Source organism: Thermobifida fusca NBRC 14071 = JCM 3263 (genome assembly GCF_001592045.1).
GTDB lineage: Bacteria > Actinomycetota > Actinomycetes > Streptosporangiales > Streptosporangiaceae > Thermobifida > Thermobifida fusca.
On the sequence record NZ_BCWB01000039.1, the window covers coordinates 17,797 to 37,551 of the forward strand.

At 67.6% G+C, this 19,755-nt stretch carries 17 protein-coding genes; 9 read left to right on the top strand and 8 right to left on the bottom strand.

All coding sequences use genetic code 11. The features are described from left to right. Nucleotides 1–33 precede the first annotated feature (33 nt). The 7 genes from hrpA (at nt 34) to TF1_RS09330 (ending at nt 9,180) form a co-directional block, all read left to right on the top strand. Complete coding sequence (gene hrpA / locus TF1_RS09300) at nt 34–4,008, top strand: ATP-dependent RNA helicase HrpA (RefSeq protein ID WP_011292740.1); 3,975 nt, start codon at nt 34–36, stop codon at nt 4,006–4,008. A gap of 83 nt (nt 4,009–4,091) precedes the next feature. Further along, the gene (locus TF1_RS09305; RefSeq protein ID WP_011292739.1) at nt 4,092–4,820 is read left to right on the top strand and encodes a thioesterase II family protein; all 729 of its coding nucleotides are present in this window, start codon (nt 4,092–4,094) and stop codon (nt 4,818–4,820) included. A gap of 117 nt (nt 4,821–4,937) precedes the next feature. Next, entirely contained in the window at nt 4,938–5,999 is a 1,062-nt protein-coding gene (locus TF1_RS09310; protein ID WP_011292738.1) for a lactonase family protein, read from the top strand. Nucleotides 6,000–6,215: 216 nt separating this feature from the next. Beyond that, entirely contained in the window at nt 6,216–6,824 is a 609-nt protein-coding gene (locus TF1_RS09315; RefSeq protein ID WP_016189080.1) for a biotin transporter BioY, read from the top strand. Further along, entirely contained in the window at nt 6,821–7,504 is a 684-nt protein-coding gene (locus TF1_RS09320; protein WP_011292736.1) for an energy-coupling factor ABC transporter ATP-binding protein, read from the top strand. The genes TF1_RS09315 and TF1_RS09320 overlap by 4 nt, the downstream gene beginning before the upstream one ends. Continuing rightward, on the top strand, nt 7,501–8,097 hold the full coding sequence (locus TF1_RS09325) for an energy-coupling factor transporter transmembrane component T family protein (protein WP_011292735.1): 597 nt from the start codon (nt 7,501–7,503) through the stop codon (nt 8,095–8,097). The genes TF1_RS09320 and TF1_RS09325 overlap by 4 nt, the downstream gene beginning before the upstream one ends. Before the next feature lie 132 nt (nt 8,098–8,229). Further along, nucleotides 8,230–9,180, top strand: coding sequence for a serine hydrolase (locus TF1_RS09330; protein ID WP_011292734.1), 951 nt, complete (start codon nt 8,230–8,232; stop codon nt 9,178–9,180). Nucleotides 9,181–9,232: 52 nt separating this feature from the next. Here TF1_RS09330 and TF1_RS09335 read toward each other — a convergent pair whose 3' ends face one another. The 3 genes from TF1_RS09335 to TF1_RS09345 all read right to left on the bottom strand — a co-directional run bounded on the left by TF1_RS09335 (nt 9,233) and on the right by TF1_RS09345 (nt 12,473). After that, nucleotides 9,233–10,366: an acyl-CoA dehydrogenase family protein gene (locus TF1_RS09335; protein ID WP_011292733.1), complete on the bottom strand. Its 1,134-nt coding sequence runs from the start codon at nt 10,364–10,366 to the stop codon at nt 9,233–9,235. Next, nucleotides 10,363–11,598, bottom strand: a complete 1,236-nt coding sequence (locus TF1_RS09340) for an acyl-CoA dehydrogenase family protein (RefSeq protein ID WP_051122479.1) — start codon at nt 11,596–11,598, stop codon at nt 10,363–10,365. The genes TF1_RS09335 and TF1_RS09340 overlap by 4 nt, the downstream gene beginning before the upstream one ends. A 116-nt stretch (nt 11,599–11,714) precedes the next feature. Continuing rightward, the gene (locus TF1_RS09345; protein WP_011292731.1) at nt 11,715–12,473 is read right to left on the bottom strand and encodes a beta-ketoacyl-ACP reductase; all 759 of its coding nucleotides are present in this window, start codon (nt 12,471–12,473) and stop codon (nt 11,715–11,717) included. Between the two features lie 419 nt (nt 12,474–12,892). On the opposite strand from TF1_RS09345, the gene TF1_RS09350 reads away from it, so the two are divergent. Together TF1_RS09350 and TF1_RS09355 are read left to right on the top strand one after the other, a co-directional pair. Further along, complete coding sequence (locus tag TF1_RS09350; protein WP_011292730.1) at nt 12,893–13,438, top strand: ATP-binding protein; 546 nt, start codon at nt 12,893–12,895, stop codon at nt 13,436–13,438. 236 nt (nt 13,439–13,674) lie between these two features. Continuing rightward, nucleotides 13,675–14,505, top strand: a complete 831-nt coding sequence (locus TF1_RS09355) for a helix-turn-helix domain-containing protein (RefSeq protein WP_016189075.1) — start codon at nt 13,675–13,677, stop codon at nt 14,503–14,505. Between the two features lie 208 nt (nt 14,506–14,713). Here TF1_RS09355 and TF1_RS09360 read toward each other — a convergent pair whose 3' ends face one another. The 5 genes from TF1_RS09360 to nhaA all read right to left on the bottom strand — a co-directional run bounded on the left by TF1_RS09360 (nt 14,714) and on the right by nhaA (nt 19,750). Continuing rightward, the gene (locus TF1_RS09360) at nt 14,714–14,947 is read right to left on the bottom strand and encodes a DUF397 domain-containing protein (RefSeq protein WP_011292728.1); all 234 of its coding nucleotides are present in this window, start codon (nt 14,945–14,947) and stop codon (nt 14,714–14,716) included. Between the two features lie 298 nt (nt 14,948–15,245). Beyond that, nucleotides 15,246–16,181 (bottom strand): zinc ABC transporter substrate-binding protein, encoded by a 936-nt coding sequence (locus tag TF1_RS09365; RefSeq protein WP_011292727.1) that lies wholly within the window; start codon nt 16,179–16,181, stop codon nt 15,246–15,248. Between the two features lie 86 nt (nt 16,182–16,267). Continuing rightward, nucleotides 16,268–16,936, bottom strand: coding sequence for a potassium channel family protein (locus tag TF1_RS09370; protein ID WP_011292726.1), 669 nt, complete (start codon nt 16,934–16,936; stop codon nt 16,268–16,270). Nucleotides 16,937–16,953: 17 nt separating this feature from the next. Beyond that, entirely contained in the window at nt 16,954–18,363 is a 1,410-nt protein-coding gene (locus TF1_RS09375; RefSeq protein ID WP_011292725.1) for a TrkH family potassium uptake protein, read from the bottom strand. 142 nt (nt 18,364–18,505) lie between these two features. Continuing rightward, complete coding sequence (gene nhaA / locus TF1_RS09380; RefSeq protein ID WP_011292724.1) at nt 18,506–19,750, bottom strand: Na+/H+ antiporter NhaA; 1,245 nt, start codon at nt 19,748–19,750, stop codon at nt 18,506–18,508. Between the last annotated feature and the right edge of the window lie 5 nt (nt 19,751–19,755).

Below are 19,755 nucleotides of genomic sequence, written 5' to 3' on the forward strand. Positions count from 1 at the left end.
ACCGGTGGCCACGATGCCTATGCTGACTGTGCGATGAAAACGCCGTCCGTGAAATCCCCGTTCGCTGACCTGCGGCGCCGCCTGCCCGGACTCATGCCGCGCGACCGCCACCGCCTGCGCCGCCGGATCGACGGCGCGGAAAAAATCCGCGACCCCGACCGGCGCCGCGCTGTCGCCGCGGAGATCAGCGCCGACATCGACACCTGCGAAGCCAGAGTCGAACGGCGCCGCTCGGCTTTTCCGGCGATCGACTACCCAGCAGAGCTGCCGGTCAGTCAGAAAAAAGACGAGATTCTCGCCGCGATCCGCGACCACCAAGTCGTGATCGTGGCTGGTGAGACCGGTTCCGGGAAGACCACCCAGTTGCCGAAGATCTGCCTGGAACTGGGCCGGGGAGTGCTCGGACAGATCGGCCACACCCAGCCGCGTCGGCTGGCCGCCCGCACCGTCGCTGCCCGCATCGCTGAGGAACTAGGCACGACTCTGGGGGAGTGGGTCGGCTACAAAGTCCGGTTCACCGACGTCTCCAGCGACGACACCCTGGTCAAGTTGATGACTGACGGCATCCTGCTGGCCGAGATCCAGCAGGACCGGATGCTGCGCGCCTACGACACGCTCATCATCGACGAGGCGCACGAGCGCAGCCTCAACATCGACTTCATCCTCGGCTACCTCAAACGGCTGCTGCCCCGCCGCCCCGACCTGAAGGTAATCATCACCTCAGCCACCATCGACCCGGAACGGTTCTCCCGACACTTCGACAACGCGCCCATCGTCGAAGTGTCCGGTCGCACCTACCCGGTCGAAGTGCGGTACCGGCCGCTCACCGCCGAACAGGTGGTAGACGACGAGGACACCGTCGCAGCCACCGACGACCGCGACCAGATCCAAGGCATCTGCGATGCCGTGGACGAACTCTGCGCTGAAGGCCCCGGCGACATCCTCGTCTTCCTGAGCGGGGAACGCGAGATCCGCGACACCGCGGAGGCCTTGGGGAAACACCTGGCCCGCCGCTACCCCGAAGGCAGCCCGCAGGCCGTGGAGATCCTGCCGCTGTATGCGCGGCTGTCCGCAGCCGAACAGCAACGCGTGTTCCAACCGCGCGGCAAACGGCGGATCGTCCTGGCCACCAACGTCGCAGAAACCTCGCTGACCGTGCCCGGAATCCGGTACGTGGTCGACCCGGGCACCGCGCGAATCTCCCGGTACAGCCACCGCACCAAAGTGCAGCGCCTGCCGATCGAACGGATCTCGCAGGCCTCCGCCAACCAGCGCAAGGGACGCTGCGGCCGGGTCGCCGAAGGCATCTGCATCCGGCTGTACTCGGAAGAAGACTTCCTCTCCCGGCCGGAGTTCACCGAACCGGAGATCCTGCGCACCAACCTGGCCTCCGTCATCCTGCAAATGGCCGCGCTCGGCCTCGGGGATGTCGAAGAATTCCCGTTCGTCGACGGCCCCGACCGGCGCCAGGTCAAAGACGGTGTCGCACTCCTCACCGAGCTCGGCGCCCTCCAGCCCGCGAAGGACGGACGGCACCGCCTCACCGCGCTGGGGCGCACCCTGGCCCAGTTGCCCATCGACCCGCGCCTGGGCCGCATGGTGGTGGAAGCCGACCGCAACGGCTGCCTCCACGAGGTCATGGTGATCGCTGCTGCGCTGTCCATCCAAGACCCCCGCGAACGCCCGGTGGAACAGCAGCAGGCCGCAGCCCAGAAGCACGCCCGTTTCGCCGTCCCCGACTCGGACTTCCTGGCCTACCTGAACCTGTGGAACTACCTGAACGAGCGGCAGCAGGAACTGTCCGGCAACCAGTTCCGCAAAATGTGCCGCGAAGAGTTCCTCAACTACCTGCGGGTGCGGGAGTGGCAGGACATCTATGCGCAGCTCCGCCAGATCGTGCAGTCCTTGGGGATGAAGGTCAACACCGCCCCTGCCGACGCCAAGCGCATCCACCTGTCCCTGCTTGCCGGGCTCCTCTCCCACATCGGGCTCAAAGACCCGGAGAAACACGAGTACCTGGGGGCGCGGGGCGCCCGGTTTGCGATCTTTCCCGGCTCGGCGCTGTTCAAGAAACAGCCGCGCTGGGTGATGTCAGCCGAGCTGGTAGAGACGTCGCGGCTGTGGGCGCGCGTCAATGCCCGCATCGAACCCGAATGGGTGGAAGAGCTCGCCGGCCACCTCGTGAAACGCACATACAGCGAACCGCACTGGGAGAAGAAGCGGGGCGCGGTCATGGCGTACGAGCGGGTGACCCTCTACGGCGTGCCGATCGTCACTCAGCGCAAAGTCGACTACGGCCGCATCGACCCGAAGACCGCGCGGGAGCTGTTCATCCGGCACGCCCTCGTCCAAGGGGAATGGGATACCCGCCACGCGTTCTTCCGCCGCAACCAGAAGCTGCTGCAGGAGGTCGAAGAACTCGAGCACCGGGTGCGCCGCCGTGACATCCTCGTCGACGACGACGTCCTCTTCGACTTCTACGACCAGCGGGTCGGCGCTGAAGTGGTCTCCGTCCGGCACTTCGACAGCTGGTGGAAGCGGGTGCGCCAACAGCAGCCGCGCCTGCTCGACTTCGACAAGTCGATGCTCGTCGCTGAGGACGCCGGCGAAGGCATCGAAGAGGCCTACCCGGACTTCTGGCAGCAAGGCGAGCACCGCTTCCGGCTCACCTACCAGTTCGAACCGGGGGACGCGGCCGACGGGGTGACCGTCCACATCCCGTTGAACGTCCTCAACCAGGTCAGCCCGGAAGGGTTCGACTGGCAGATCCCCGGCCTGCGGGAAGAACTGGTGGTGGCCTTGATGCGGTCACTGCCCAAAGCGATCCGGCGCAGCTTCGTTCCCGTGCCCAACTACGCCGCCGACGTGCTGAAACGGCTGAAACCCTACTCTGAGCCGCTGCTGGAAGCGCTGTCGCGGGAGCTCACCGCGATGGGCGGCCCCCGGGTCACCGTGGACGACTGGCAGCTCGACCGGGTCCCCGACTATCTGCGGATGACGTTCCGCGCGGTCGACGACAAAGGCCGCACGCTCGCCGAAGCGAAAGACTTGGAGGAGCTGCGACGCCGGCTGCAGCCCCGGCTTCGCAAAGCGATCTCGGCGGAGGCCGCGAGCATCGAACGCACCGGGCTGACCTCCTGGGACTTCGGTCCGCTGCCCCGGACGTTCGAACGCCGCACTGCCGGGCACATAGTCCGCGGCTATCCGGCCCTCGTGGACGAGGGGACCACCGTTGGGGTGCGCATCTTCGACAATGCGGCAGCCCAGCAGCAGGCCATGGTCGCAGGAACCCGGCGGCTGCTCATGCTCACCGTGCCCTCCCCGGCCAAGTTCCTCCGAGGGCATCTGAGCAACCAGACCACACTGGTGTTCAGTCGCAGCCCGCACGGCTCAGTCGCCGCCCTCTTCGACGACTGCATCGGCTGCGCAGTGGACTCGCTGGTCGCCGAGGCGGGCGGACCGGTGTGGGACCCGGAGTCGTTCGCGAAGCTCCGCGAGCACGTGCGGGTGAACCTGGTGGAGCGGGTCATGGAGCTCCTCCCGGTCGTGGAGAAGATCCTCGCCACGGCACAGCGGGTGGAGAAACAGCTCAAGAGCGTCACGAGCCTGGCAGTCCTGCCGTCCATCACCGACATCCAGAACCAGCTCGGCGCGCTCATCGGCCCCGGGTTCGTCACCGCCGCCGGCTACCAGCGGCTCCGGGATCTGACCCGCTACCTCAAAGCGATCGAGGTGCGCCTGGAGCGGCTGCCCCGCAACCCCCGCCGCGACCAGGTGAACATGGCCAAGATCGAGCAGCTGCGCCAGGCCTACCAGCAACTGCTCGACCGGCTCCCCCCGGGAGTGCCGCCCGGCCCAGCACACGAGAACATCCGCTGGATGCTGGAAGAACTGCGGATCAGCTATTTCGCCCAGGAGGTCGGCACCGCCTACAGCGTCTCCGAGAAACGCGTCCTCAAAGCGATCAGCGAGGTCGAAGCCCGCATGCGCGAAGGGGCACGGTCGTGAGGGCACACCCGGGGCCCGGTAGCCCCTCTACCCCAGGGACCGGAGATGGCGGGGCAACCCCGTCCCAGAGGGCAGCAAGCCCGGTGAACCACGCACGGACCGCTGCGACGGGACGCCCCGGCCTCCACCGTTTCTCGAGGTCCTCCCCCGGCGCCCACCTCGTCTGCTTCCTGCACGCGGGCGGCCTGCCCACCGCCTACCAGCCGTGGGCCGCGGAAGTCGGCGACCGGTTCACCGTGTGGGTCGCCACCGTGGACCACCGCGACTGTGCAGCCGGCACCGCGCCGATGTGGGACGTCTACGCCCAGCGGCAGGCTGACGCCGTGGCCAGCCTGCGGGGACCCCTGACCCTCTACGGGCACAGCCTGGGCGCCCTCTCCGCCTACGAGACCGCACGGGAGCTGCGGCGGAGAGGGCGCGAAATCACCCACCTGGTGGTCAGCGGGAGGGACGCCCCACACCTGAAACCGGAGATCACCTTCCCGGACGACCCGGTGGCCCTCGTGCACGCGGCCGCCGCCTGCTTCGGCGGGATTCCCGAAGAGCTCCTCCACGACGACGAGCTGGCCTACGTGTTCGGCACCGAGATGCGGGCCGGGTTCGCCGCGGCCGACGCCTATGTCTGGCAGCCCGGTCCGCCGCTCGACGTGCGGCTCACGGTGGTTGGCGGCCTCGACGACCCGGTCGTCACCGACGCTGGACTGCGTGCCTGGCAGCAGCACACCACCGGCCCGTTCCGGTTGGAGCGGCTGCCCGGCGGGCACTTCTTCACCGCTGAGGAGCGCCGCCGTCTCCACGCGCTGTTGCCGTGAACCCCCTCCGGAGGTTTCCTACGGTTACGGGCGGCCACTGTCAGTCAAAGAACCGGGGAACTAGAGTGGCGCTGGCCCCGAGAGCCGGGGTTGACGACACTCAGGAGGATCCCCTCGATGACACGACGCCGACTGCTGTGGATCGGCTCCTACACCCCTGACTCCGGTATCGCGGGTCACGCGGCGGGGGTGCAGCGTGTCTGGTTCGACACGGACACCGCAGCCTTGAGCAAAGCGGAACTGGCGGCGCCCGCCAGCGGGCCTTCCTTTGTCGTCCCCGCCACGGACCAGACGATGGTCTACGCCGTCAACGAGCTCGCCGCGGGACGGGTCACCGCCTTCGCAGTCCACGACACCCAGCAGCTCACCGAGGCAGGCAGCGCCATCACCGGCGGCTCCTACCCCTGCCACCTGCTGTACCACCCCGCGGGGCGACACCTGATCGTCGCCAACTACGGGGACGGCAGCGTGAGCGTGCATGCCCTCGACCCGGCCGGCGTCCCCACTGCACCAGTGCAGCGGTTGACCCACACCGGGGCGGGCCCCCGCACCGACCGGCAGGAAGGTCCGCACGCCCACAGCGTCTACGTGGCCCCGGGTGGCACCCACCTGCTGGTCGTCGACCTCGGCACCGACGAACTGCGGTGCTTCCCCTTCGCCCCGGAGGCGGACCAGCCTGCCGGCCCTCAGCACATCGCGGCCCGCCTGGAACCGGGCAGCGGACCGCGCCATCTAGCGATCCACTCCTCCGGGCACCTGTATGTGGCCGGAGAACTGGATTCGCGGGTCTACGTGCTGCGGTTCGACCCTGCCACGGCCCAGGCCGAGATCCTCGACGCGGTGCCCGCCACCGGGGCCGCCGACGACAACTATCCAGCTGAGATCGCGCTTTCTGCGGACGAGCGTCGCCTCTACGTCGCCAACCGGGGAGCGGACACGATCGCCACCTTCGAAGTGTCCGCGGACGGTACGCGGATCCGCCGCCTAGCTGACACCCCCACCGGGGGCGCGTGGCCCCGCCACTTCGCCCTGGTCGACGGCTACCTTGTCGTCGCCAACCAGAACTCTGAGACGTTGACCGTCCTCCCCATCGACGCGGAGAGCGGGATTCCTGGACCGGCGTGTTCCACCCTGGACCTGCCGACGCCGGTGTGCGTCCTGCCTGCCGCGGTCGAATGACCCGTCCACGGTCCGTCTTCGCGCCGTGCGGTGCGCCATACCTCCGTGTGGCCCACCACACGGCGAGGAACGGAAAAGCGGAATTTTTTGGAGGAACCCCATAAGGCCCGATTGTAGAAAGCTGTTCTAGGCCGCATATCTGCTGCTCAAGATCGGGTGGCCACAATGGGCTTGGAGATTTCCTCCAAAACCGTATACGGACCAAGGACTTGGACTATGACTGTCTCCCCATCGTCGTCCCCCCGTTACCGCGGGCTGACAGCGCGCGACCTCGCACTGATCGCGTTGTTCGCCGCACTGCTCGCCGCGATGAGCCTGGTACCCGGAATCCCGGTGGGCAGTGTGCCGATCACTCTCCAGACCTTGATCGTCATGCTCGCCCCCGCCATTCTCGGCGCCAAACGCGGGGTGCTGGCGATCGCCACCTTCCTCGCGCTGGCCCTCGCCGGACTCCCCATCCTGTCTGGAGGCGGGGGAGGACTGGCCTCCTTCGCCGGACCGTCCGGCGGATTCCTCATCAGCTGGATCTTCGTGGCCCTGGTCATCGGGCTGTTGACCGACCGCATGCTGCCCGCATACCGGTTCTGGCCGGGCCTGCTCATCAACCTGGTCGGCGGGATCGGCGTGTGCTACCTGATCGGCGGCCCGTGGATGGCTGTCGTCGCCGGGCTGGACGCCACGGCCGCGCTGATCGCGCTCGCCGCTTTCGTTCCCGGCGACGTCATCAAAGCGGTCGTCGCCACGCTGATCGCGGCCAGCGTGCACCGCGCCTACCCGGTTCCTCCCGCCGGGCACCGGGTCTCCGCTGCAGGACCGCGCTCATGATCCGGATAGAGCATGTGACCCACGCCTACGGCGACCGCGTCGTCGTCGACGACGTCTCCCTTGACCTGCGGGAGCACCGTATCGGGCTGATCGGCGCCAACGGCTCAGGTAAATCAACTCTGGCCCGCATGGTCAACGGCCTGATCGTGCCCGATACGGGTCGGGTCCTGGTCGACGGCCTGGACACGCGCGACCACGTCAAGGAGATCCGGCGCCGGGTCGGCTTCGTCTTCCCCGACGCAGACACCCAGATCATCATGCCGACGGTCGCCGAGGACGTGCGGATCGGACTGCGGGACAGCGGGCTCAGCCGCGACGAGATCGAGGCCCGGGTCGATGAGGCCCTCGCCCGGCACGGACTGCTCGAACATCGCGACCACCCCGCCCACCTGCTGTCCAGCGGGCAGAAGCAGATGCTGGCCCTGGCCTCGGTCCTGGTCACCGAGCCGCAGATCCTCGTCTGCGACGAACCCACCACCCTGCTGGACCTGCGCAACGTGCGGATCATCACGGAGACCCTGCGCACCCTGCCCCAGCAGGTCATCCTGCTCACCCACCACCTCGACACGCTCAGCGGCTTCGACCGGGTGCTGGTCATGGACGCCGGGAAGATCGTGTTCGACGGGGCACCCGAGGACGCCGTCGCCTACTACGTCGCGTTGATGGAGCAGCGGCCGTGAACACTGTCGGGCTCTACGTGCCGGGCACCTCGCTGCCCTACCGGATCCCGGCAGGCGTGAAACTCCTCGCCCTGCTGGGCACGGTCACCGTGCTGGTGGTCCTCGCCGACCCGTGGGTGTCGCTAGGCGCCGTGCTCGCAGTGGTCCTGCTCTACATCCTGTGGGGACTGGCCGCCCACCTGTGGCACGCGTTCCGGCCGGTGCTGCTGTTCCTGGTCGCCATCGCGGTCTTCCACGCTGTCTTCACCGACGTGCACACCGCGGTGCGGGTGTGCTCCCAGCTCACCGCGGTCATCCTGCTGGCCGGACTGGTCACCCGCACGACCCCGGTCAGCGCAATGCTCGACCTGTTCACCAGGCTGGCCCGTCCGCTGCAGCACGTGGGGGTGCGGCCGGAACGGGTGGGACTGGTCCTCGCACTGACCATCCGCTGCATCCCCATGGTGGCGGAGGCGTGGCGGGCCTCCCGCGAAGCGTATGTGGCGCGTGGGCTGCGTGGCGGGGCGCACCGCATGGTGGTCCCGGTCATCGTGAACCTGATCCGCTCTGCTGAAGCGCTCGGATTGGCGTTGAGCGCCCGAGGGCTCGACTAGCAGCCCTCGCCTTGGGTCCTCCTCGCCCCCGACTATGGGGAGCAAAGGTGATGAATTCGGGCAGATTGTGGCAAGGTTGGGGGCACGAGTCCGCGATCGCGGAGTCCGGTCTTCTCGGCGAAGGCGGTCGGCATGCGAGAGCATTCAGCGGCACCCGCCCACTCTGCCCCAGCGCGCAGGGCTTTCCTCCTCACCTTGGCCTTCCTAGCCGCCGTCACCGTGCTCGCGCTGCTCACCCCGCGGCATGCCAGCGGACCGCCCGCGCAGCCGCCCGTCCCGGCACCGGCCCCCACCCCACGGCCGAGCCCGCCCCCCACCGAAACCCCGCAGCCACCGCCGCTGAGCCCCGCCGAATACGACCGCCTCACCCGCGTCATCGACGACTACCTCGCCGGAGAGGACTGCCGGCTCTCCCTCGCCCTCCACGACCTGGCGAGCGGCGCCACCTACTCCTACCGGGCCGGGGAAACCTACACCACAGCGAGCCTGGTCAAGCTCAACATCCTCGTGCTGCTCCTGCTCCGCGCCGAAGATGAAGGCCGGGAACTGTCCGCTGAAGAGGAGCGGCTGGCTGCCGAGATGATCCGCTACAGCGACAACGACGCCACCAACGACCTCTATGCGCGGATCGGCTTCGACGCAGGGTTCGCCCGCGGCAACGAGCGGCTCGGCCTGCACGCCACCAGGCCCAGCGGGCGCGGTGTCTGGGGCGCTACCGAGACCACCGCCGCCGACCAGTTGCGGCTGCTCCGCATCGTCTTCACCGGGGACAGCCCGCTCTCCGAACGCAGCCGCGACTACGCCAGTCAACTGCTCGGCACCGTGGCACCGGAGCAAGCCTGGGGGATCTCCGCGGCGGCAAGCGAAGGCGACACCGTGGAACTGAAGAACGGCTGGGTGCCCCGGAGCAGCGACGGAGACCGGTGGGTGCTCACCAGCGCGGGCCGAGTCGCGGGGGCAGAACACGAATACCTGATCGTCGTGCTCTCCGACCGCCACCGCGACTACGCCGGCGGCATCGCCCGCATCGAACACGTCGTTGCCGAGGTGGCCGCCGCGCTCAGCGACGCAACGAGACAGTGACCCGGCCGAGGAAAAGTGCCGGGACCGCCCCCCTCAGGCCCCGGCACCCCCGTCACGGGGCGGGAGGAAGACCCACGAGATCCGCGATCCGCGCCCGGTGCCGGTCCGCCGTCCCCAGGCTGAGCGACGCGCTCTTGGCGCGCTTCAGGTACAGGTGGACCGGATGCTCCCAGGTGAAGCCGATCCCCCCGTGCAACTGCACTGCTTCCTCCGTGACCTTCACCGCGACCTCGGACACAAAGGCTTGAGCGAGCGCCGCAGCAAGCGGGAGGTCCTCCGAGTCAGCGGCGAGCGCACTCGCCGCATGCCGCACCACGGCTCTGGCTTGGGCGAGCAGTACCCACAGGTCGGCAACCCGATGCTTGAGCGCTTGGAAAGAACCGATCGGGCGGGCGAACTGCACGCGCTCCTTCAGGTAGGCCACGGTCGTGTCGAACGCCCACTCAGCAGTGCCGAGCTGCTCTGCGGCCAACAGGACCGCGCCGGTGAGCAGTGCGGCCTCCACTGCGTCGACCGCCTGCTGGCCGACGGCCACCCTGGTCGCTTCGGCACCGGTGAGGGTCACTTCGGCGAGCGGCCGGGTCTGGTCCAGGCTCACCACAGGACTCAGGGTCGCCTGGTCGGCGGGGAGCAGGTACAGGCCGGGTCCCTCCGCGCCGAGAGCGGGCACGACCAGCACGTCCGCGCTGAGCGCGTCCACCACGCCGGGAACCGTGCCCGTCAACTGGGAGCCGTCCGCGCGGACCTGGGAGGGGAAGCCAGACCCGGGGGCCGTGGGTAGCGGCACTACCAGTGTGGCGCAGCGCTGCCCGGCTGCCAGGTCCGTGAGCAGGGCGCGCACCTGCTCCTCTGCAGTGCCCAGCGCCACCAGGGCACCGGTGGCCAGCACGGCGCTGCCGAGGAACGGGACCGGGGCTACGGCCCGGCCCAGCTCTTCAGCGACGGACGACGCCTCCCGTGCCGTAGCGCCGGCGCCCCCGAGCGTTTCGGGAACGAAGAGGCCGAGGACGTCCAGCTCCGCCAGTTCCTGCCACAGGGCACGGTCGGTGACCTCTGCCGGAGCATGGTGCGAGACACGGTCGAGGACGGACTGCCATGGGCACCGGTGGGCCAGCAGCTCCCGGACGCTGGCGCGCAGCTCCTGCTCGATCTCGCTGTACAGCAGATTCAGCTCGGATTCGCTCAACGGGGCAGGTCCTTCCAGGCGAGGTCTTTGTCGGCCCGGGGTTCCGGGGGCAGTCCCAGGACGCGTTCGGCGATGATGGTGCGCAAGATCTCTGAGGTTCCGCCCTCGATCGAGTTGCCTTTGGCGCGCAGGTAGCGGAAGCCGGGGCCCCGACCCAGCAGGTCCGGTTTCTCCGGGCGGCGGAAGGTCCAGTCGTCGTAGGTGAGTCCTTCCACCCCGCGGAGCTCCAGTTCCAGACCGCTGATGCGCTGGTTGAGTTCAGCGAAGGAGAGTTTGGTCGCCGATCCTTCAGGGCCGGGCTGGCCCGCGGCGAGCTGCTGGCGCAGCCGCTCCTTGGTCAACCGGGCGGCTTCCGCGGCGACCCACAGCCGCAGAAGCTCCTCGTGGAGTCCACGGGTGCGCAGGTCGGGACGGCTCCGCCACAGGTCGCTGACTATGCCGATGAGCCCGCCTTCCCGGGGTTCGGGGCGGCCGCCGATGGAGACCCGCTCGTTCATCAGCGTGGTCTGCGCGACCTTCCACCCTTCCCCGACCCCGCCGAGCCGGAGGCTGTCGGGGATCCGCACCTCGTCCAGGTATACCTCGTTGAATTCGGCTTCCCCGGTCATCTGGCGCAGCGGGCGCACCGTGACCCCCGGGGCGGTCATATCGCAGAGGAAGTAGGTCAGGCCGCGGTGCTTCGGCACGTCCGGGTCGGTGCGGGCCAGCAGGATGGCCCACTGGGCCCGGTGCGCCAGCGAGGTCCACACTTTGTGGCCGTCGATCACCCAGTCTGTTCCGTCGCGGACCGCGCGGGTGCCGACGGCGGCCAGGTCTGATCCGGCTCCGGGCTCGCTGAACAACTGACACCAGACTTCTTCCCCGGTGTAGATCGGTTTGAGGAAGCGGTCACGCTGCTCCGGGGTGCCGAAGGCAGCGATGGTGGGGGCCGCCATGCCCAGGCCGATCACGAGGCCTTCCCGGTCGACGGGGACGAAACCGAAGCGTTCGAACTCCGCGTCGACGACGTTCTGCAACGCGCGGGGAGCGCCGAGCCCGCCCGCGCCTTTGGGGAAGTGCACCCAGGCAAGGCCCGCGTCGTACCGGGCGGCGAGGAACTCGGTCTGGTCGGTGGTGGCGGGGTCGTGTTCCGCGACGAATGCGGCGACGCGGGCGCGTAGTTCCGCGGCATCCGGTGGAGCCTCAGAGGACGGGGTCACGTCACAACCTTCCTGGAGGAGCGGGAGGGGCATTCCGCGCGGGAGGACCAGGGCCGTCCCGGTCCCCCGCGCGGCTCAAAACGGGAGGGGCAGCGGTACTGGCCGCGCGGGGGCGAAGCGGTCCGCGCTGCCGTCCTCCGCGGGCGGAACTAGTCCAGCGGGCCGCCGGCGACGTAGATCACCTGTCCGGAGATGTAGCCGGCTTCTTCACTGGCGAGGAAAGCCACGGTGGCGGCGATGTCCTCAGGCACACCGACCCGGCGCACCGGGATCTGGGCGGCGCGGGCCGCCTTGAATTCTTCGAAGTCCACGCCGATCCGCTGGGCGGTGGCCCGTGTCATGTCGGTGACGATGAATCCGGGAGCGACCGCGTTGGCGGTGACGCCGAATTTCCCGAGTTCGATCGCCAGCGTCTTGGTGAAGCCCTGCAGGCCGGCTTTGGCTGCGGAGTAGTTGGCCTGTCCGCGGTTGCCTAGCGCCGAGCTGCTGGACAGGTTGATGATGCGGCCCCAGCCTTGCTCGGTCATATAGGCCTGGGCTGCCCGCGACATGAGGAACGCACCGCGCAGGTGGACCCGCATCACGGTGTCCCAGTCATCGTCGGTCATCTTGAACAGCAGGTTGTCGCGGATCACCCCGGCGTTGTTCACCAGGATGGTCGGCGGGCCGAGCCGTTCTGCGGTCTCCTTGACCGCGGCTTCAACCTGCTGGGTGTCGCTGACGTCCGCACCGAGGGCGATCGCTTTGCCTCCGGCTTCGGTGATCGCGTCCACCGTGGCCTGCGCGCTCTCCTTGGTGAGGTCGAGTACTGCGACCGCGTGCCCTTCGGCGGCCAGGCGCTGCGCGGTGGCGGCGCCGATTCCACGGGCCGCACCCGTGACGATTGCGACACGAGGGGTCTGGGGCATGGTGTCTCCTCCAATGACAGTCGGTGAACCGGTCCGGACCCGGCCGTCCAGTGCACGGTTGAGGCGATCCTAACCAGTCGTACCGACTGGATGGTATGTCAGGGGTGGTTTCCTGTGCGCCTGCTGTGGGAACGCCCGCAAGGCGGGATGGGATACAGCATTCAGCGGAGCAGGCACCGCCGGCGCGGTGTGGGCCACGGGGTGGAGTCTTCCCAGTTCGTATTAGGTGGTGCCAGGAAAGTTCACTGCTGTCCTGGAAAGTGCGGCAGAATCGCAGCCTTTTTTGTTCGCTCTTCAACAGATAACCGGAGCGAATGTTCTAGGATGCCTTCCGAGAGGCACGTGCACGTGCATACGATCCTTGCATTTGCATAGTCCTCTTACCTGCGAGCGCTCGAGACGACGGCAAGGGGATCGCGGTGACCGGACATTCTTCCCAGAGGTTTGTCAAGAGGACGCCCGGACAGGAAGCGGCGCCAACACCAACTCTTGTCGCGGCAGAGCGCGCTTGGTGGCTTACCCCGCTGCGCAATGGGCTGTCACGGTGGAACTCCTACCCGGGGACAGCCAGCTACGACAGCCTGCTGTGGAGCTTGGCCCCGGATTACGGTGCCGTGAAGCTCGCCCGCGAACTCGCTATGGCAGCCCTGCGTGAGTGGGGAATGGTCCGGTACGCCAGCGACGTCGAGCTCGTGGTCTCCGAACTCGTCACCAATGCGCTGCGACACGCCGTCCCCCGGATCGGGAAAGAGCAGGAGAACATCATCCAGCTCAGCGTGATGCGCCGCGGAGCAGAATTCATCTGCGCGGTCCGCGATAGCAGCGACTTAATACCGCAGCGCAGAGAACCGGACTTTATGGCAGAAACTGGGCGAGGGCTCCAGCTCATCTCCTGTTTCAGCCGCCGCTGGGGCGTGGTCCCGACCGTGGCGGGCGGCAAGTTCGTCTGGGCGCTTTTCGGGTGACCCAGGGGAGTGAGCCGGAGAAACCGCAGCCTTCCGGTCCGTGGGGCTTTTTCAGGTGATTGCGGCATAGAACCACGGAAAACCCGGACTCTTAGGCGATATCGTGTAACCATTAGAACAACGTGGTACGGGAGAGAGTCCCGCGGGAATGGGTTTTTGACGAGCCACTGGGTGGGGAGGAAGCAGCGGTGAATGTGGCTCAGCCAGAGCCGGGGAGCGGCCCGACAGTACGGCGCATGCTGCTCGGTTCCCAGCTCCGCCGGCTGCGGGAAGCCAAAGGGATCTCCCGAGCTGACGCCGCGTACAAAATCCGCGGTTCCGAATCCAAGATCAGCCGCATCGAGCTGGGCCGCGTCGGTTTCAAAACCCGTGACGTCGAGGACCTGCTGACGTTCTACGGAGTGGAGGACGAGGCGGTTCGCGACTCATTCCTCAAGCTGGCGCGCGAAGCCAACGAGCCTGGCTGGTGGCAGCAGTACGGCGACTCCCTGCCGAGCTGGTTCCAGTCCTACGTGGGCATGGAGGAAGCCGCCACCCAACTGCGGGTCTATGAGACCCAGTTCGTCCCAGGGCTTTTGCAGACCGAGGACTACGCCCGCGCGGTGGTGACCCGCGGCGGTAGGAAGAAGCTGGACGATGCGGCCCGGCACCGGATCGCCACACGCATGCGCCGGCAGGAGCGCATCCGGAAGAACCACAATGTCAAGCTGTGGGTGATCATCGATGAGCCCGCGGTGCGGCGACCAGTGGGCACGCCTGAGGTGATGCGCGCCCAGTTGGAGCACCTGTACGACCTCAGCATGGCCCCCAACATCACGCTGCAGATCGTCCCCTTCCACCAGGGCGTGTTCGCGGCGGAGACCGGGTCGTTCACGATCCTGCGCTACCCGGAGTACGACCTGCCCGACGTGGTCTACGTGGAGCAGTTGACGAGCTGTCTCTTCCAGGAGAAGCGCGCTGACGTCGAGCAGTACACCATGACTCTGGAGTGGCTGGCGGTGGTTGCGGAGCGCCCGGACCAGACACGCAAGATGCTCCAGAAGATGATCAAGGAGCTCGAGGAGTAAAGCGGTCCGTACGCCCGGGGCCGCGGGAGGCATGACCGCGTCCCGCGGGCCAGCAAGCTGAGCTGTCCTCGGGCGGGGACCGCAGCGCCGTGTGCAGCCCGCCCGCGCGGACCGATTGCGCCGCGGGTGCGCCGGCAGGCTGTGCTGCAGGTCAAGCGCAGAACAGCAAAAGCCCCGGCGCTTTCACGCCGGGGCCGATGCCCGTCGTCTAGCCGAGCAGGTTGTCGAAGTCACCGTCCTTGATGCCCAGGATCAGGGCGTTGATCTCGGCTTGGGTGTAAATCAGGGCGGGGCCGTCGGGGAAGCGGGAGTTGCGCACGGCAATAGAGCCGTCGGCCAGCCTGGCCATCTCCACACAGTTGCCGATCGAGTTGCTGCGGCGGCTCTTCTGCCAGGTGACATCGCCCAGTTCAGCGGCGGAAATGCCATTGTAAGCGTTCACTGCACGCTCCCTCTGTCAGCGTTCGTGCGGGAATACACCCGTTCGTATGCACCGCCAAATGCACGTGCACGCGCATTGGATTTCGTTCAGGATAGCGCATGAGTATGAGAGTTCTCCGAGAAATCGCTGAGATGATGGCGCCTCCCGCCGGGAGGAAAGAGCGGATGCGTGCCCGAAATTTTCGGATTTTAGGCGTGTAAAGCTGACAAAAGGGATGAAAGATTGGGTGGCTGTGGCGCGATCGTTATCTTTCCGGAAAAGGGGCGGGAGGGCGCGGAAGGCAGCAGCGGAACAAGGGTCAGGAGCAGCCCAAGGCGGAGACCAGAGCGTCGAGGTTGGCCCGCATCACCGAGAGGTAATCGGTACCTGGGGAGTCGTCGGTGAGGCTTTCGAGGGGGTCCAGGAGCGCGATCTCAGCCCCGGTCTCTGACGCAATCGTCTCAGCGATCGCGGGGTCGGCGAGCGGAGAAGTGAACACCGTGGTGACGCCGTGCTCGTCGATTTCGCGCACGACCGCAGCGATCCGGGCGGGGGAGGGGTCCTCGTGGTGGGAGTCGATCCCCGTAACGCTGATCTGCTCCAAGTCGTGCATCTCAGCCAGGTAGCCGAAGGCGGCGTGGGTGACCACGATCTCGCGCCGGGCGCAGGTGTCCAGGCTTTCGGTGTAGGCGGCGCTCAGGTCGCTCAACTCTCCGGCGACCGTCTCATGGTTTTCCTGGTAGGCCGCTGCATGGTCGGGGTCGATGTCGCTCAGCCGGTCGGCGAGCGCTGCGGAGACCTCGGCTAACCGCTCCGGGTCCAGCCACAGGTGCGGGTCCTTTCCACCGTGGCTGTGGGAGTCGGCTCCGCTGTGCTGCTCCTCGGCATGGCCGTCGTGCTCGTGGTCTGCGCTGGATACCGGAAGCAGGTCCACCACGTCCGCTGGGTCCAGGAAGCGGTCTGCGGCGTGCTGGTCCACTGCGTCGTCGACTGCAGGCTGCAACCCCCGGATGTGGAGGACGAGGTCGGCGTCGGCGACCGTACCGATCTGGCGCGGGCTCAGCTCTACTTCGTGCGGGTCGGCTCCGGCCTCGGTGAGGTTGGTGACCGTGACAGCGTCGCCGCCGACCTGGGAGGCCAGCCACTCTAGGGGGTAGACGCTGGTGACGATGTGGACCCCGGAGCCGCTCGCGCTGCCGCTTCCGCACGCGGTGAGGCTGGCGAGCAGTGTCCCCGCGACCCCTGCCGTGAGCACTTTTGTCGGTATCCCAGAATGCATGAAAACATTGTCGTGAAAGTGAAAATCATTGTCAATCTCGGGGTTTGTCTGCTTTGCCGGGACTACTGCAGCTCGGCGAACCGCTCCACGTCCTCGGTCCTCCCGGCGACGATGATGATGTCCCCCTTCTGCGGGACGGTGTCCGCGGTGGCATAGGTGAACGACCCGCCATGCCGCTTGATCGACACCACGGTGATGCCGTGGCTGGACCGCACCCCACTCTCCCCGAGCCTGCGGCCGACGATCTCCATCGGAGCCCGGGTCTTCCCCAACGCGAAGTTCTCTTCAATCTCCACGTAGTCGAGCATCCGCCCCGACAGCAGGTGGGCTACCCGCTCTCCCATGTCGTGCTCGGGCAAGACGACGTGGTGGGCGCCGATCTGCTGGAGGATGCGGCCGTGGCGCCGACTGACGGCCTTCGCCCAGATATGGGGCACCCCCATGTCCACCAGCAAGGACGTGGTGAGAATGCTCTCCTCGAGATGGCTGCCGATCGCCACCACTGCCCGGGAGAACTCGTGCGCGCCGATCTGGCGCAGCGTCTCGTCGTCCGTGGTGTCAGCGACCACGGTGTGCGTGAGGATGTCGGCATAGGACTGCACGCGGCGGGGATTGTTGTCCACGCCCAGCACTTCCCAGCCGTGAGACACCAGTGCCTCGGACAATGAACCACCGAACCGGCCAAGACCGATGACAAGCACCCGCCGGTCGTCTGCTGAACTGCGTGGCACTACCGCTCCTCGTGGTGTCAGCCGATGACAGGACGGCCCTCAGGCAGGTCGTAGCGCCGAGTGCGCTCCCGCAGCGCGAGGGCAGACGCAAAAGTAATCGGACCGAGCCGTCCCGCGAACATCAGTATGACCAACAGGACCTGGCCGTGCTGGGGCAGTCCGGCAGCGACCCCCGTCGACAGGCCGACCACCCCGAAAGCCGAGACCACGTCGAACAGGACCTCCTGGGAAGAGAAAGGGGAGACCGCGGTCAAATAGACCGTCGCAAGAGCGATCACCGTCATCGACAGGAACGTGAGGCTCAGCGCCTGGCGGATCGCCCCGGCAGACAGCCTGCGGCCGAACGCGTGCACCTGCGGGTGGCCCCGGATCTCCGCCCACACCACGAGCCAGATCACCGCGAACGTGCTGACCTTGATCCCGCCGGCGGTCCCCGCGCTTCCCCCGCCCACGAACATCAGCATGATCGTGACGAGGAGGGTGTGGGACTCCATCGCGTCCACCGGCACCACGTTGAACCCGCCGCTGCGCGGCATCACCCCGTGGAACGCGCCGTCGAGCAGCTTGTGCGGCCAGGGAAGCGGCCCCAGGGTCGCGGGGTTCCCCCACTCCAAGGCGGTCACCACGACCATGCCACCGACAAAGAGGAGGAGCGACGTCCACACCGTCATCTTCGTGTGCAGGCTCCACCGCCGCGGGGTGCGCAGATGCTTGCGCAGCTCCAAAAGGACCGGGAACCCCAGGCCGCCGAGCACTGTGGCCGCCATGATGGGGACTAAGACCAGCGGGTCCCCCGCAAACCGGGTGAGGCTGTCGGGGTAGAGGGACAGGCCAGCGTTGTTGAAGGCCGACACAGAGTGGAAGACACCGCTGTAGACCGCCTCCGGCAACGGCAGCCCGTGGCCTAGCCACATCCGGGGGATGAGGAGAAGCGCGAGGACAGCCTCGCAGATCACGCTGGTCGCAGCAATACGCCACACGACTTCGCGGGTGCCACCCACGTTCAGCGTGCGCTGCTCGCTCTGCACCGACAACTGCATGCGCAGCCCGAAGCGGCGGATCACCACCATCCCCAGGAGCGAGGCCAGGGTCATGATGCCGATGCCGCCGACCTGGATCAGCCCGAGGATGACCAGTTGCCCGAAGAACGACCAGTCGTGAGCAGGATCGGTGATGCTCAGCCCGGCCACACACAGCGCACTGGTCGCGGTGAACAGGGCTTCCACGGGGGAGACCTGGGTCTGCTGCGCTACCGGGAGCAGGAGCAGCCCGGTACCGAGCAGGATCACCGCGCCGAACAGGGACGCCAGGATCCGGGCGGGCTTGCCCCACAGGATGCGGGAAGCACGGGGGAAGAGCACCCCGAACGGGAGGCGGTGCGACAGGCGTACCGCCTTGCTGCGCAGACCCCGTAGTCGTTCCCCCATCCTTGGCCTGCCGTTTCCACCTCAGTGATTGCCGACTATGGCCGGTCCGTGACGTTCCAACCTAGCGCTGCGCCTCCAGTGGGGCGAGCCGACGTGCGCTTGCGCAGGGGAGAGGAGCCCTCTTGGGCTAGCACGGCCGTCGTCATTGCGGGGAAACCGCCTGGCGCAGCTTCCGGTAGTGGGCGTTGCGCACGGCCAGCACCACGGCCCCCAGCACGGTGGCCAGCAGCGAGGCCAACAGCACCCCGGCTTTCGCGTGCACCAGCGCCTCCGGATAGTCGGGGAAAGACAGGTCGGTAATCAGCAGGGAGACGGTGAACCCGATCCCCGCCAGCAGGGCCATGCCGGTGATGTCGATCCAACGCAGCGCCGGGCTCAGTTCCGCGGCAGTGAGTTTGGTGGTCACCCAGGAGCCGCCGGCGATACCCACTGTTTTCCCGACGACGAGACCGGCGATGATGCCGAGCGCGGCCGTGTCGTCGAGTACCGCGCCGAGCCCGCCCGCAAAAACGACGCCTGCGGACATCACCGCGAACACCGGAAGCACCAGCCCGGACGACCACGGGCCGAGAAGGTGGGCGAGACGGTGGCTGGGGGACTCTTTTTCTCCGGCGAGCGGCACCGTGCGCATGAGCAGCCCCATGGCGACCCCGGCGATCGTGGCGTGCACTCCGCTGGCGTGGACGAGGGCCCAGATCACGCCGGCGAGCGGAAGGTAGACCACCCAGTTGGGCAGGGCCGCGGAGTTGAGGCGGGCCGCCACGCCCCGCCCGCGCTGCAGGTAGCCGAAGACCGCGAGCAGCATCCCCGCACCGATCAGGGGCAGGAAGGAGAGGGAAGCGGTGTAGAAGACCGCGATGACGATGATTGCACCGAGGTCGTCCACGATGGCCAAGGTGAGCAGGAATGTGCGGAGCGGGGAGGGCAGGTGGCGGCCGACCACCGCCAGGATCGCGACCGCGAAGGCGATGTCGGTGGCCATCGGGATTCCCCACCCGGGGAGGCGGGCCGGATCACCCGCGTTGAAGGCCGCGTAGATCAGGGCAGGAACCGCCATCCCGCACACGGCAGCGACGATAGGGAGCATCGCCCGGCGGGGGTTGCGCAGCTCTCCGTGGACGAACTCTTGTTTGAGCTCGTTGCCGACGACGAAGAAGAAGATGGCGAGCAGACCGTCGGCAACCCACGCTTCGACGGTGAGGTGCAGGTGGAGTGCTTCCGGTCCGAAGGAGAAGCTCCGCAGGGCCTCATAGACGTGCCCGAACGGGGAATTGGCCCAGATCAGCGCGGTAAGCGCGCCTCCGATGAGGAGAAAGCCGCCCACCACGTCGGAGCGGAGCAGTTGAGCAAGCGAGTGCAGCCCGCTGCGGGCCGGACGCGTGGGCATGGCTG